Source organism: Streptomyces carminius (assembly GCF_002794255.1).
GTDB classification, from domain to species: domain Bacteria; phylum Actinomycetota; class Actinomycetes; order Streptomycetales; family Streptomycetaceae; genus Streptomyces; species Streptomyces carminius.
This window is the reverse complement of sequence record NZ_PGGW01000008.1, coordinates 98,265-112,308: the sequence shown is the minus strand read 5'-3', so window position 1 is coordinate 112,308 and position 14,044 is coordinate 98,265. Positions and strand designations below refer to the sequence as shown.

The 14,044-nt window shown below is 74.8% G+C and carries 10 protein-coding genes and 2 pseudogenes; 6 read left to right on the top strand and 6 right to left on the bottom strand.

Annotation, left to right across the window (positions count from 1 at the left end; genetic code table 11):
* Positions 1-19 precede the first annotated feature (19 nt).
* Complete coding sequence (locus CUT44_RS01340) at positions 20-964, bottom strand: RNA polymerase sigma-70 factor (RefSeq protein WP_100200221.1); 945 nt, start codon at positions 962-964, stop codon at positions 20-22.
* Between the two features lie 62 nt (positions 965-1,026).
* Positions 1,027-2,076, bottom strand: a complete 1,050-nt coding sequence (locus tag CUT44_RS01335; protein ID WP_100200220.1) for an EamA family transporter — start codon at positions 2,074-2,076, stop codon at positions 1,027-1,029.
* 47 nt (positions 2,077-2,123) lie between these two features.
* Here CUT44_RS01335 and pdxR point away from each other — a divergent pair, with 47 nt between their 5' ends.
* The gene (gene pdxR, locus CUT44_RS01330) at positions 2,124-3,614 is read left to right on the top strand and encodes a MocR-like pyridoxine biosynthesis transcription factor PdxR (protein WP_100200219.1); all 1,491 of its coding nucleotides are present in this window, start codon (positions 2,124-2,126) and stop codon (positions 3,612-3,614) included.
* A 19-nt stretch (positions 3,615-3,633) separates the two neighbouring features.
* Here the strand turns inward: pdxR and CUT44_RS33375 are convergent.
* The 3 genes and pseudogenes from CUT44_RS33375 to CUT44_RS01310 form a co-directional block, all read right to left on the bottom strand.
* Positions 3,634-3,852: pseudogene (locus CUT44_RS33375) on the bottom strand (hypothetical protein); the annotation flags it as partial.
* Between the two features lie 778 nt (positions 3,853-4,630).
* Positions 4,631-5,827 (bottom strand): annotated as a pseudogene (locus CUT44_RS01315) (RNA-guided endonuclease InsQ/TnpB family protein).
* 13 nt (positions 5,828-5,840) lie between these two features.
* Positions 5,841-6,320, bottom strand: coding sequence for a hypothetical protein (locus tag CUT44_RS01310; protein ID WP_233221083.1), 480 nt, complete (start codon positions 6,318-6,320; stop codon positions 5,841-5,843).
* Positions 6,321-6,651: 331 nt separating this feature from the next.
* Here CUT44_RS01310 and CUT44_RS01305 point away from each other — a divergent pair, with 331 nt between their 5' ends.
* From CUT44_RS01305 to CUT44_RS01295, 3 genes are all read left to right on the top strand, one after another.
* Positions 6,652-8,244, top strand: coding sequence for an alkaline phosphatase D family protein (locus CUT44_RS01305; RefSeq protein ID WP_100200218.1), 1,593 nt, complete (start codon positions 6,652-6,654; stop codon positions 8,242-8,244).
* A 25-nt stretch (positions 8,245-8,269) separates the two neighbouring features.
* The gene (locus CUT44_RS01300; RefSeq protein ID WP_100200217.1) at positions 8,270-8,830 is read left to right on the top strand and encodes a DUF1990 family protein; all 561 of its coding nucleotides are present in this window, start codon (positions 8,270-8,272) and stop codon (positions 8,828-8,830) included.
* 84 nt (positions 8,831-8,914) lie between these two features.
* The gene (locus CUT44_RS01295) at positions 8,915-10,429 is read left to right on the top strand and encodes a GNAT family N-acetyltransferase (protein WP_107488040.1); all 1,515 of its coding nucleotides are present in this window, start codon (positions 8,915-8,917) and stop codon (positions 10,427-10,429) included.
* Here the strand turns inward: CUT44_RS01295 and CUT44_RS01290 are convergent.
* A complete protein-coding gene (locus CUT44_RS01290; protein ID WP_100200216.1) occupies positions 10,374-11,675 on the bottom strand; it encodes a trans-sulfuration enzyme family protein in 1,302 nt (433 codons plus the stop codon). The genes CUT44_RS01295 and CUT44_RS01290 overlap by 56 nt on opposite strands.
* Positions 11,676-11,734: 59 nt before the next feature.
* Between CUT44_RS01290 and CUT44_RS01285 the strand changes: the two genes are divergently transcribed.
* Together CUT44_RS01285 and CUT44_RS01280 are read left to right on the top strand one after the other, a co-directional pair.
* Positions 11,735-12,217 carry an Lrp/AsnC family transcriptional regulator gene (locus tag CUT44_RS01285; protein WP_100200215.1) on the top strand — a complete coding sequence of 161 codons (483 nt, stop codon included), beginning with the start codon at positions 11,735-11,737 and terminating at the stop codon, positions 12,215-12,217.
* 87 nt (positions 12,218-12,304) lie between these two features.
* Entirely contained in the window at positions 12,305-13,999 is a 1,695-nt protein-coding gene (locus tag CUT44_RS01280; RefSeq protein WP_100200214.1) for a DUF885 domain-containing protein, read from the top strand.
* Positions 14,000-14,044: the final 45 nt, after the last annotated feature.

Sequence of the window (14,044 nt, the reverse complement as noted above, 5' to 3'; positions counted from 1 at the left end):
GGCGGCGGCACCGGCGCGGTCAGGGCATCGGGCGGACCGGGCGGACCGGAGGGGCCAGGTGAGCCAGCTTGTCCGGGTTGCTGATGAGGTGGACGGAGTGGATGAGACCGCCCGCCGTCTCCAGCGCGAGGACGGCGTACGGGCGGCCGCCGGCGGTGGCGAGCAGGGCGGGACCGCCGTTGACCTCCAGCGGAACGATCTCCAGGTCCCGGACCGGGGTCCGGATGACCGCGACCGTGAAACGTGCCACCTTGTCGGCGCCGAGGATGGTCCGCAGCGGCGCCTTCGCCCGGCCGCCGCCATCGCCCACCAGCCGCGCGTCCGAGGCCAGAAGGGCCAGCAGCCCCTCCAGATCGCCCTCCAGGGCGGCTGCCAGGAAGCGCTCGGTCAGTTTCCTCCGCTGCGCGGGGTCGACGTCGAAGCGCGGGACGCGCTCGGCGACATGACGGCGGGCGCGCACGGCGAGCTGCCGCACCGCCGCCTCGCTCCGGTCCAGAGTCCCGGCGATCTCACCGTAGGGGAGCCCGAACGCCTCGCGCAGCACGAACACCGTCCGCTCCAGCGGGGAGAGCGACTCCAGGACGACCAGCACCGCCAGGGAGACCGACTCGGCGAGCAGCACCCGCTCGGTCCCGTCCGGGACGGTGCGGACGTAGTCGGTGACCAGCGGTTCCGGCAGCCAGGGCCCCACATACGCCTCGCGCCGGGCATGGATCCGGCGCAGCCGGTCGACGGCGAGACGGGTGGCGGCGCGCACCAGATAGGCGCGGGGTTCGCGCACGGCCGGGCGGTCGGCCGCGTACCAGCGCAGCCAGGTCTCCTGCACGACGTCCTCGGCGTCGGCCACCCGGCCGAGCATGCGGTAGGCCACCGAGAGCAGGACCGGACGGTGCTCCTCGAAGACCTCCGCCGCGTCCTCGTCCCCGCTTCCGCCGGTGCCCGCACCGGTGCCGTCCCGGACCACGGGACCATCCTAGGGCGGACGCCGGTGGCCGTGCGCCCGTACCCGGTGAACGGCGGCCCGGGTCATCCCGGGCCTCGCGCCGCGGCCTGCCGGACGGCCGCGGCACCCTCCGGTGCGGGTGGTGCCGGCCGGCGGCGGGCCCGCACTCCCGCCCCGACCGCGACTCCCAGGCCGACCAGCAGGCTGCCGCCCGCCTGGGCCCAGCCGTACGAGCCGGTGCCCACGACCGGGGCCGTCAGCGCGGCGCTGACGGGGATCAGCCCGGAGAAGAGCGTGGCCCGCTCCGCGCCGATGCGTCCGATCCCGGCGTACCAGCACACGAAACCGACCACCGTGACGACGACCGCCTGCCACAGCAGCGCCACCGCCTCGCCCCGCTCCGGGAATCGCAGCCAGTCCCCGCCGTCCAGTACCGCACCGAGCAGCGCGGCCTCCACCGCCGCCAGCCCGCAGGCCGCCGCGGACAGCAGCCGGGCGCCGAGCGGACGCACCAGGGGGACGGCGATCACCGCGAACCCCACCTCCCCGGCCAGCGCCCCGGCGGACCACAGCAGACCGGTGGCATCGGTGCGGCCCCAGCCCTGGACGGCGAGCGCCCCGGCCGCCACCAGCAGCGCCCCGTACACCACCGGCCGGGCGGGCCGGCGGCCGTTCAGCGCGGGAACGATCACGGCGACGACGACCGGCGCGCAGCCGACCAGGACGCCGGGGACCGCCGGCTCGGCGGTGCGTTCGGCCGCCAGCACCGCGAGGTTGAAGCCGACCATGCCGACGGCGGCCAGCAGTGCGAGCCGGATCCACTGGCGGGCCGTCAGGGCGCGCAGCGGGCCGAGGACGCCGTGGCGGGCGCCGCGGCCGGCCAGCGGCAGGAGCAGCAGGCACGCCAGGCCGTAGCGCAGTGTCTGACCGCCGGCGTGCGGGTAGTCGCCGAGCACGCTGTTGGCGGTGAACGACGCGCCGACCAGGCAGCAGGCGACCGCCGCGAGCAGGGCGCCGCGTCGGCGGGAACGGCGCCGGGCCGCGGGGAACGGCGGGGACGGCGCGGGCCGCGAGGGCGGCCGGGGCGGCGGAGGCGGGACGACCGGAGGGTGCGCGGATCTCGGGGAGGACATGGGGCCGACGCTAGGCGGCCGCGCGGTCCGGTTTAAGGTCCACTTCCATGGGCGACAAGAGGACCACTTCCGGCCCGGAGCCGCCCGGCGATCCCGCTCCCGGCCCCGGCGGACAGTCCGGCGGGGCCGCGGCCTGGGGGCTGCTGCCGCCGCTGGCCTCGGCACCGCCGCGACAGCGCGGCCACACCCTCCGGGAGCGGCTGCGCGAGGCGGTGCGCTCGGGGCGGCTGGCGCCCGGCACCCGGCTGCCGTCCAGCCGCGAACTCGCCGCCGATCTGGGGGTGTCCCGCGGACTGGTGACGGAGGCCTACGAGCAGCTGACCGCCGAGGGGTACCTCACCAGCAGCCGGGGGGCGGGCACCTGGGTGGGGGACGCCGCACGCACCGCCCCGGCCCACCCGCCACCCGCCGGGGAGCGGGCCCCGGAGCCCGTGGTGGACTTCCGGCCGGGCTCCCCCGATCCGTCGCTGTTTCCCCGCGCCGCGTGGGCCGCCGCCCACCGGCGTGCCCTGGCCCGGCTGCCGTACCGGGAGCTGGGCTACCCGGACCCGCGTGGGCTGCCCGCCCTGCGCGCCGCCCTGGCCGCCCTGCTGGCACGGCGGCGCGGTGTGGTCGCCGAACCGGACCGGGTGGTGGTCTGTTCGGGTGTGGCGCAGGCGATGACGCTCCTGGGGCTGGCCCTGCGCGGGCGGGAGCACCGGACGGTGGCGGCGGAGAGTCCCGGAAGCCCCGAGCACACGGCGCTGTTCGCGGCGGCCGGGCTGGCGACCGTACCGGTCGGCATGGACGCGGAGGGCCTCGTCCCGCAGGAGCTGACCGCCTCGGGCGCACGGGCCGCGGTCGTCACCCCCGCCCACCAGTTCCCGTCCGGCATCGCCTACTCCGCCGCGCGCCGCTCCGCCCTGCTGAGGTGGGCCCGTACCACCGGCGGACTGCTGATCGAGGACGACTACGACGGCGACTTCCGCTACGACCGGGCGCCCATCAGCGCCTTGCAGGGACTCGATCCGCGGCATGTCGCCTACACCTCCTCGGTCAGCAAGTCCCTGGCCCCCGGGCTCCGGCTGGGGTGGCTGGTGGTGCCGGACCGGCTGGCCGAGGAGGTGGTGGAGCGCAAGCGCACCATGGACCTGGGCCATCCGGTCCTGGACCAGGCGCTGCTGGCCGACTTCGTCTCCCGCGGCGACTACGACCGGCAGCTGCGCCGCTGCGGACGCGCCTACCGGCAGCGGCGCGACGCGCTGCTGCGGGCGCTGGCCGGATCCTTCGAGGGCGCCGAGACGACGGGGATCGCCGCCGGGCTGCACGTCATCGTCACCCTGCCGGCCCGGTACGGTCCCGAGGAGCGCTTCCTCGCCCGTACCGCGCGGGTGGGGGTGGCGGTGCGTCCGCTGTCCCACTACGGCGCTTCCCCGCCCGGCGACGGACATGTCCGGCTGGTACTGGGATACGCGCATCTGACGCCGGGCCGGATCGCGCACGGGGTACGGCTGCTTGCCGAGGCGGCCCGGCCGGGTCCGGGCCGCCTGCCGGCCTGAACCCGGCCGGGTCCGCGGGTCAGATCTCCAGCCCGGCCTCGATCTTCCGCAGCTGGTGCCGGGCCATCGCCAGGTTCGCCCGCGACTTCTCCAGCGCCAGGTACAGGAAGAGGCCGTTGTTGCCGCGGCCCTTCAGCAGCCGGATCAGGTGGTACTGGCCGCCCAGGGTGATCAGGATGTCCTCGATCTCGTCCTTCAGCCCCAGCATCTCCATGGTCCGCACCTTGGCGCGCAGCAGGGCGGTGTCCGGATCGGCGGACACCTCCGGGATCCGGCCGGCGACGGGGGGGCCGGCGGGCGGGCGGCGTCTCGACGTGCCCCGCGGCGGCCAGCCGCCGTACGTCGACCGGCGCGTGGAAGGCCGGGCGGCCGAGGTGCCGGGCGATGTCGGCGGGGGTGCGCGTGCCGTCGGCGAGTCCCAGTACGGCACGCTGCCCCCGGGTCGGGGCCGGGGCCCCGGCGGACCAGGGGCGCGGCGTCCACCTCCGGGTGCGGCCACAGGTCCGCCAGCAGCTTCCTGCGGCGCAGGATCTCCCGCTGCAGGGCCCTGGCGCCCACCGGGCGGACGGGTCCCAGCCAGTGGGCGGCGCCGCTGCGGAAGCGGGCCGGTCCGCTGCCGGGGGCCAGGACGAAGAAGGCGGCGTCGTGCAGTGCGCTCAGGTGGTAGACCTCCAGCTCGCCGTGGGACAGCCGACCGTTGTCCACCAGGAAGCGGCCGACCTGCCGGCGGGCCCCAGCCCGGTCCAGCGCCTCCCGCCATCCCTCGGCGGGGAGCCAGCCGCCCCTGGCGAGCAGGACGTCGAGGCCGGGAGCGGCGGGGCTCTCGGCGTACACGACCTCCCCGCCGCTCAGGTAGAGCGTTCCGCTTCCCCACAGCAGCGCTCCGGTGGCGCTCACGCGAGCACCAGCCGCTCGGCGAGGTACCGCAGCCGGATGCGGGCGAGGGCGATGTTGCCGCCGTCCCGGTCGAGCCACAGATGGTTGACTTCCTCCCCCTCGTGAACCGAGGGGGATTCCTACGGCTCGCGCCGTGGGGTTTTCTGCTTCGTCGCCGACTGCCCGCCCGGAGTTCTCCGTTGAGGTCTTACACCGGCTCCACAGACAGACACCGCCAGCCCGGCGGCCAGAAGGTTGCGTGCCGCGTTCACGTCCCGGTCGTGGGTCGTTCCGCAGGTGTCGCACGTCCAGATGCGGACGTTCAGCGGCATCGCCTTGGCGAGAGTGCCGCAGGTGGAGCACAGCCTGGACGAGGGGAAGAAGCGGTCCACGACCACCAGTTCCCGCCCATACCAGGCGCACTTGTACTCCAGCATGCTCCGGAACCGGGTCCATGCCGCGTCCGAGATCGCTCGGGCCAGCGTGTGGTTCCTGACCATGTTCCGGACGGTCAGGTCCTCGATCACGACCACTTGGTTCTCGCGGACGAGTCGGGTGGACAGCTTGTGCAGCAGGTCCCGGCGCCGGTCGGTGATCCTCGCGTGGATGCGGGCGACCCTGCGCCGGGCCTTGGCCCGGTTGACCCCCTCTCCCCTGGCCTTGCGGGACAGCTCCCGCTGGGCCTTCGCGAGCCGGGCCCGGTCCTGGCGCTCGTGCCGGGGGTTGGCGGTCTTCTCCCCCGTGGAGAGAGTCAGCAGGTGGTCCAGACCCACATCCACCCCGACAGCCGTATCGGTGGCCGGCAGCGGCCGCACGGCGGGGTCGGCCACCAGCAGGGACACGAACCAGCGCCCGGCCGCGTCCTGCGTCACGGTCACCGTGGAGGGTTTCGCTCCCTCGGGAAGCGGCCTGGACCAGATGATGTCCAGCGGCTCGGTCATCTTCGCCAGTGTGAGCCTGCCGTCCCGGAAGCGGAAGGCGCTGTTGGTGTACTCGGCGCTCTTGCGCGACTTCTTCTTCGACTTGAAGCGCGGGTACCTGGCCCGCCGGGCGAAGAAGTTCGCAAACGCCGCCTGCAGGTGCCGAAGCGCCTGCTGGAGCGGGACGGAGGACACCTCGCCCAGGTAGGCGAGTTCCTCGGTCTTCTTTCAGGCCGTCAGCATCGCCGAGGTCTGGTTGCAGGTGACCCGCTCCTGTCTGGCCCACGCCTCGGTGCGGGCGGCGAGGGCCATGTTGTAGACCTTGCGCACGCACCCGAAGGTCCGGGCAAGCTCGGCCGCCTGCTCCGGGGTCGGGTGGAAGCGGTACCGATACGCCCGCTTCACATACGTGGCCATATCTCACAAACTATCACATCAACTTGTGACACTCTGCGGGGGTCCGGGGGGTGGACGCCGATCCGCCCCGTCGGCGAACCGGCTCCTCCTGTCCTGCCCCGCAGAAGTCCGATTCCTCCCCCGGCCGAAGCCGGGGGCCTCCTCGGAGGAACCAGATGAAGAGACCGTCGTCGAGGACGCGGTCGACGAAGCGCAGCAGGTGGTAGCCGGTGCGTGTGGTGACGATGAGGTCCTCCACGAAGGCCGTGCCGCCCGCTTCCCCGCCGGTTTCCCCGCCGTCCTCCGGGCCGCCGGTCCCGGGCGCGGTGAAGGCGGGATGCTCGGCTGCCACCCGGGCGAGCTCCGCCGTCTCGGCGGCCGCGCTCTCGTGGTCCTCGCCCGCCGGTTCGCCGATCGTGCCGAGTGCGAGCCCGCTGGTCCGGTCGACCACGGCGGCGCCGCGGGCTCCGGGCAGCGTCATGACTTCGAGCAGGCACTCGTCGATTCCGGGCACGCGTGCTCACCTCCCGCGCAGTGTGCGGCCGCACCCACCTGTGGTGCGGAAGTGACGCTGAGGTTACGCAACGTGTCACCCGTTCCGGGCATACCTGAACGATTCTGCTCGCGGAAGCGGTGTAATGCTCAGGCGGCAAATGGAGTTGTCATTTTCGCGGCGCTCTTTGCCCGCTCCGCGGCTCCGGGGCACGGGCGTTCACCCAGCGCAGCCCCTCCGGCGGCGGTCCGGTTCCCCGGCGTTCTCCTTCCGCGGCCACCATGGGCGCTCTCCGCGGCCGGCTCCCGCCGGTCTCCGGTCCGTGGCTCCAGCTCTCCAGGAGGTTTCACCCATGACACGAGGGGACGCGTCCCACCACCCGGCACCCGGGCGGCGGGCGGTGCTGCGCGGTTCGCTGGCCGCCTCGGCGGCCCTGGCACTGCCGGGAGCGGCGGCGAGCCCGGTGTTCGCCGCGCCCGCGCAGTCGCTGTCGGGCCGGCCGCGGGCGGGCTGGGGTGTGCAGACCGGCGAGGTGACGGCCGGTTCGGCCCTGGTGTGGGTGCGCTCGGACCGGCCGGCCCGGATGGTGGTGGAGACCGCCGCCACGGAGTCCTTCCGCAACGTCCGGCGCCGGTACGGCCCGCTGCTGGGCCCGGGCACCGACTTCACCGGGACGACGGCGCTGCACGGGCTGCCGCCGGGCCGGCAGGTGCACTACCGGGTGGTGCTGGCCGACCCGGACGACCCGCGCCGCACGGGCGAACCGGTGTACGGCACCTTCCGCACCGCCCCGGCACGGCGCCGGGACGGGGTGCGGTTCCTCTGGTCGGGGGACCTGGCCGGGCAGGGCTGGGGCATCAACCCCGACCGGGGCGGCTACCCGGTCTTCGACGAGATGGCCCGGCTGGACCCGGACTTCTTCCTGTTCAGCGGGGACACCGTCTACGCCGACGGACCGCTGGCGGAGACCGTGGCGCTGCCCGGCGGCGGGACCTGGCGCAACGTCGTCACCGAGGAGAAGGCGAAGGTCGCCGAGACCCTGGCGGAGTACCGGGGCAACTTCCGTTACAACCTGCTGGCCGAGTCGCTGCGCCGCTTCAACGCCCAGGTGCCCTCGGTCGTGCAGTGGGACGACCACGAGGTGACCAACAACTGGTACCCGGGCGAGGTCCTCGCCGACGAGCGTTACACCGAGCGGCGCGTGGACGTGCTGGCGGCCCGGGCCCGGCAGGCCTTCGGCGAGTACTTCCCCCAGTCCTCCCTCCGGCGCGACGGCGCCGGGCGGATCCACCGGGTGGTGCGCCACGGTCCGCTGCTGGACGTGTTCGTGCTGGACATGCGCACCTACCGGAACGCCAACTCCCCCGGGACGCAGACCTCTGACCCGCAGGGTGTGCTGGGCGCCGGGCAACTGGCCTGGCTGAAGCGGGAGCTGGCACGCTCGCGCGCGGTGTGGAAGGTGATCGCCTCGGACATGCCGCTGGGCCTGATCGTCTCCGACGGCACGGACGTCGAGGCGGTGGCGCAGGGCGATCCGGGCGCGCCGCTGGGCCGGGAACTGCAGATCGCCGAGCTGCTGCGGTTCGTCAGGCACCGGCGGATCACCGGCACGGTGTGGCTGACCGCCGACGTGCACCACACCTCGGCCCAGCACTACGCCCCGGAGCGGGCGGCGTTCGGCGACTTCGCGCCGTTCTGGGAGTTCGTCACCGGCCCGCTGAACGCGGGCGCCTTCCCGGCCTCGGCGCTGGACGGCACGTTCGGTCCCGAGCGGGTCTTCGTCAAGGCACCCGAGCGGGGGAACGTCCCGCCGAGCGAGGGCTACCAGTTCTACGGCCAGGTGGACATCGACGGCGACAGCGGCGAGCTGACGGTGCGGCTGCGCGAGGAGGGCGGCGGGGTGCTGTTCACGAAGGTGCTGCGGCCGGGTCTGGTCGGTCAGTAGCGTTCCGGGCGCCTACGCTGGCGCCATGAGCGAGCACGACGGCGGCGGGAACGGCCGCCGGGACGGCGGCGGTGGTCCCGCCCTGACGTACACCGGTGCGGGAGCGACCCGGGAGGGACGCTTCCCGCCCGGCTTCGGGCGGCTGCGGGTGCGCACCCGGCTCGGCTCCGGGACGGCGGTCTTCGAGGCCGCCGCCGAGGCGGTGCTGTCCTGGCGGATGCACCGGGCCATGGGGGTGGAGATCGCCGCGGACGGGCCGCGCGCCGACCCCGGGGTACGCGTGGTGGTGGGTCTGGGCGTGGGGCGGCTGCGGCTGCGCGCCCCGTGCCGGGTGGTGTGGTCCGAGCACGGCGGGCGGCGGGCCGGCTTCGGGTACGGGACGCTGGCGGGACACCCGCAGAGCGGCGAGGAGGCGTTCGTCGTGGAGCGGGCGGACGACGGGACGGTGTGGCTGGAGGTGCGGGCGTTCAGCCGCCCCGGGGTGTGGTGGACGCGGGCCGCCGGCCCGCTGGTCCCGCCGCTCCAGCGGCTGTACGCCCGGTGGTGCGGGGTGACGCTGCGGCGGCTCGCCCGGAAGGGGCGATAGCCTCCCTTTCCTTGCGGAATGTCCTTAACCCGCAGGTCACAGACCGTTCGTGAGCGCGCAACACCGGTCGGCGAGAGTGACGGCATGACTGCATCGTCCACGCATCGGCCGGACCGCTCCCCCGAGCGCCGCGCCTCCCGCCGTGCCCTCCGCCGTGCCCTCGCCCCCGGCGCCCGTTCCCACCACTGGCGGCGGGACCTGGTGGAGCTGGCGGCCCTGTTCACGGCCGTGGCCGTGGCCGACAGCGCCGCGAAGACGGTGGCGCACGGGCCGGACGGTCCCGTCCTGCTGGCCCTGTCGGCCGCCGCGCTGCTGGGCGCCGCGGGCCTGCACCTGTGGTGGGCCAGGCGCCATCCCCACCATCCGCCGCCCGAACCCGGTGAACGCGCGGACGGCGCGGAACGTGGAAAGGGTGTGAAGAAGATCGGTTCCCCCGAGCCCGGCCCGGCGGCCGCCGGGCCCACCGCACCCGTGTCCCCCGGAGCGGAGGCACCGGTGCTGTGGCGGCTGCGCACCACCGTGCGGGAGAAGCCCGGCTCGCTGGCCGCGCTGTGCGCCTCGCTGGCCGGGCACCGGGTGGACGTCATCAGCCTGCAGACCCATCCGCTGGGCGAGGTGACGGTGGACGAGTTCCTGCTGCGCGCGCCCCGGGAACTCGGCCCGGAGGAACTGCGCCGGGCGGCCGCCGCGGCGGGCGGCCGGGACACCTGGCTGGAGCGGGCCGACGCCCACGAACTGGTGGACATCGCCACCCATGTGCTGGGCCTGGCCGCCCGTACCGCACTGGACACCGCGGAGCTCCCGCTCGCCCTGCGGCAGTTGCTCGGCCGCTGCACGATCCGCTCGGTGCCCGCGCGGTCCGGCGCCGCACGGCCGCCCGGGGAGCCGGTCCCGGCCGGGGGCGTACTGGAGGAGACGGTGATGAAGCTGCCCGACCCGCACGGCGGGACGATCGTCGTGGAACGACCCTGCCTGCCCTTCACCCCCACCGAGTTCGCCAGGGCACGCGCCCTGGTCGAGCTGGACGCCCGGCTGGACACGGTCCCCGCCACCGAGGGCGCGGGAACGAGGACGCCGCGCCGCCGCGAACGGCTCACGCTCCCGGAGGGGAACGAGATCACCGTGCGGCGGGCGGACAGCCGCGATCTGGAGGCCGCCCGCGCGCTGCACCGGCGGTGCTCCGAACGGACGCTGTCCTCCCGCTACCACGGTCCGGTACGGGACGCCGACCGCTACCTGGACCATCTGCTCAGCCCGCGTTTCGGCCGCACCCTGGCCGCCGAGACGGCCTCGGGCAAGCTGGTGGCGCTCGGCCATCTGCTGTGGGACGGCGACGAGACCGAGGTGGCCCTCCTCGTCGAGGACGTCTGGCAGCGCCGCGGCATCGGCACCGAACTGCTGCACCGCCTGGTGGCGATGGCCGCCGAGGCGCGCGGCGAGAGCGTCTACGCCGTGACGAAGGCGGCCAACACCGGGATGGTCTCGGCGATGCGCGGGCTGGGACTGCCGCTGGACTACCAGGTCGAGGAGGGCACCCTGGTGATCACCGCCCGGCTCGCTCCGGTTCCCGCCGCCGCGGAGCCGACGAGCGGGCACTGAGTTCCCCGTCGCCGGTCGCCTCACCGGCGCCGCTCCCGGCGCTGTCCGCCTCACCGGCGCCCGCCGAGGCGCGTTCCCCCGTGCCGCGGCGGGCGCCGAGCGCGGTGTCGAGGTCGTGCCACAGGTCCTCGGCGTCCTCCAGGCCGACCGACATGCGCAGCAGCTTCTCACCGATGCCGCCGGCCCGGCGGTCGGCCGGGCCGACGACCCGGTGGCTGATGGATCCGGGGTGCTGGATGAGGGTGTCCACGCTGCCGAGGCTGACCGCCGGGGTGATCAGCCGCACCCCCGCGATCACCTCGTGCGGATCCCCGTGCACCTCGAAGGAGACCATCGCACCGCCGATCCGGGGGTAGTGGACGCGGGCGACCCGGGGGTCGTCCGCCAGCCGCCGGGCCAGTTCGGCGGCCGTGGCGGACTGCGCCCGCATCCGCACCGGCAGGGTGGCCAGGCCGCGCAGGAGCAGATAGCCCGCCAGCGGGTGCAGTACGCCGCCGGTGGCGAAGCGCACCTTCCGCAGTTCCCGGGCCGTCTCCTCGTCGCAGGCGACGACGCCGCCGAGGACGTCGCCGTGGCCGCCCAGGTACTTGGTGGCGCTGTGCAGCACGAACCGCGCGCCGTGCTCGGCGGGACGCTGCAGCACCGGGGTGGCGAAGGTGTTGTCGGCCAGCAGCGGCGCCGGGCCGCAGGATTCCGCCACGGCCCTCAGATCGATTTCGGCCAGAGTGGGGTTGGCCGGGGTCTCCACCACCACCAGACCGGTGTCGGGGCGGAGGGCGGCGGCGATCCCGGCCGGGTCCGTCCAGGTCACCTCGGTGCCCAGCAGCCCGCCGCCGAGCAGGTGGTCGCTGCATCCGTACAGCGGGCGCACCGCCACGACATGCCGCAGTCCCCGGGCGGCACGGGCCAGCACCACGGCGGTCAGGGCCGCCATGCCGCTGGCGAAGGCGACGGCCGCCCCGGTGCCCTCCAGCCGGGCCAGCGCCCGCTCGAAGCGCGCCACGGTGGGGTTGTCCAGCCGGGCGTACACCGGCGGGCCCGGCGGCAGGGCGCCGGTGGCGGCGAACTCGTCCAGCCGGGCGGCCTCCGCGCGGCTGTCGTGGGACGGGTAGGTGGTGGACAGGTCCAGGGGAGCGGCGTGCAGGCCCAGGGCTGCGAGGTCCTCGCGCCCGGCGTGCACGGCCTCGGTGTCCGGCGAACGGTGTGGGGTCGCGGACGAGACGTCCATGCCTTCCAGCTGAGTCATACGGGAATCCTGGGCATCGCCCGGGATTCGACGACGGAAGGCCGTGTTATGTTCGGCGAATGCCGGAATCCGTCGTACTCGATCCGGTGGACCTGGAGATCCTGCGGCTGCTGCAGAACGACGCCCGGACCACGTACCGCGATCTCGCCGCCGCCGTCGGCGTGGCCCCGTCGACCTGCCTGGACCGGGTGGCGCGGCTGCGCCGCGGCGGAGTGATCCTCGGCCACGCCCTGCGACTGGATCCGGCCAGACTCGGAAGGCCCCTCGAAGCCCTGCTGTCGGTCCAGGTGCGGCCCCACCGCAGGGAACTGGTCGGTCCGTTCGTGGAGCGGATCAGGGCTCTGCCGGAGGCCCGGGCACTGTTCCATCTGACCGGCCCCGACGACTACCTGGTCCATGTGGCGGTGGCCGGGACCGCAGATCTCCAGCGGCTGGTGCTGGACGAGTTCACCTCGCGCCGGGAGGTGGCCCGGGTCGAGACGCGTCTGGTCTTCCAGCAGTGGACGTGCGGTCCGTTGCTGCCCCCGGCCCCGCCGCGGTGAGCCGCGGCGGTCCGCGGTGACCGGTGCGCGTCGCCGCGGACCGGCCACCGGTGACGCGGCGGGCGGTGCCGTACGAGGATGTGGCCCATGTCCGATGCCACGAAGAACGCGCCCCTGCCCCGCCAGGTCGCCGACGCGTACGTCGACGCCCTCGTCGAAATCGACCCCGTCCTCGGCACCCACCTCGGTCTTCCCGGGAGCGCGGAACGGCTGCCCGACCTCTCCCCGGCCGGCCTGCGGGCCAGGGCCCACCTGGCCCGCACCGCCCTGGAGCGGCTCGCGGAGGCCGAGCGGCGCCCCGGTGGCGACAGCGCGGCCGAACGGCGCTGCGCACGCCTGCTGCGGGAGCGGCTGACCGCCGAACTCGACGTGCACGACGCGGGCGAGGAACTGCGCGCGGTCGGCAACCTCATCTCCCCGCTGCACTCCGTGCGCAACGTCTTCACCATGATGCCCCTCGGGAGCGAGGAGGACTGGGCGGCCCTCGCCCGGCGGCTGAGCGCCGTCCCGGCGGCGCTGGAGGGCTATCGCGCCGCACTGGCGGAGGGCCTGCGCGGCGGGCTCCCGGCCGGTCCCCGGCAGGTCGCCACGGTGATCGGACAGCTGGGCGAGTGGACCGGCGCGGACGGCGGGGAGAGCTGGTTCGCCGGTCTGGTCTCCGGCGGGCCCGGCGCCCTGCGCGCCGAGCTGGACAAGGGGGCCGCCGAGGCCGCCGGCGCCATGGCGGCCCTGCGCGACTGGCTGCGCGGCACCTACGCCCCCGCCGTCGCCGACGCCCCGGACACCGTGGGCCGCGAGCGGTACCGGCTCTGGTCGCGCTACTGGAACGGCACCGCCCTGGACCTGGAGGAGGCGTACGCGTACGGCTGGGAGGAGTACCACGGCGTCCACGCCCGGATGCGGGCCGAGGCCGACAAGGTGCTGCCCGGCGCCACGACTCCCTGGGAGGCGCTGCGCCACCTCGACGACCACGGCAGGGCGGTCGAGGGGGTGGCGGAAGTCCGGGCATGGCTCCAGGACCTGATGGACGAGGCGATCGACGGACTGGACGGCACGCACTTCGAGCTGGCCGGGCCGATCCGGCGCGTCGAGGCCATGATCGCTCCGCCCGGCAGCGCCGCCGCGCCCTACTACACCACGCCGTCACTGGACTTCTCCCGGCCGGGCCGCACCTGGCTGCCGACGGCGGGCCGGACCCGTTTCCCCGTCTACGACCTGGTCACCACCTGGTACCACGAGGGGGTGCCCGGCCACCATCTCCAGCTCGCCCAGTGGGTGTACGTCGCCGACCGGCTCTCGCGCTACCAGACGACGGTCGGCATGGTCAGCGCCAACGCCGAGGGCTGGGCGCTGTACGCGGAACGGCTCATGGACGAGCTGGGCTTCCTGGACAGTCCCGAGCTGCGGCTGGGCTATCTGGACGCGCAGATGATGCGCTCCCTGCGGGTCGTCGTGGACATCGGCATGCATCTGGGGCTGGAGATCCCGGGCCACTCCCCCTTCCGCCCCGGGGAGCGGTGGACCCCGGAGCTGGCCCTGGAGTTCTTCGGTGCGCACTCCGGACGTCCGGCCGACTTCGTGGCGAGCGAACTGGTCCGGTATCTGGGCCTCCCCGGCCAGGCCATCGGCTACAAGCTGGGCGAACGCGCCTGGCTGGCGGGCCGCGCGGCGGCCCGTGCCGCGCACGGCGACGCCTTCGACGCCAAACGGTGGCACATGGCGGCGCTGTCGCTGGGATCGCTGGGTCTGGACGACCTGGTGGCGGAGCTCTCCGCGCTCTGAACGGGCCGGGGCTGCCCGGCTCCGCGTGTGGTCCTCGTAGGGGCG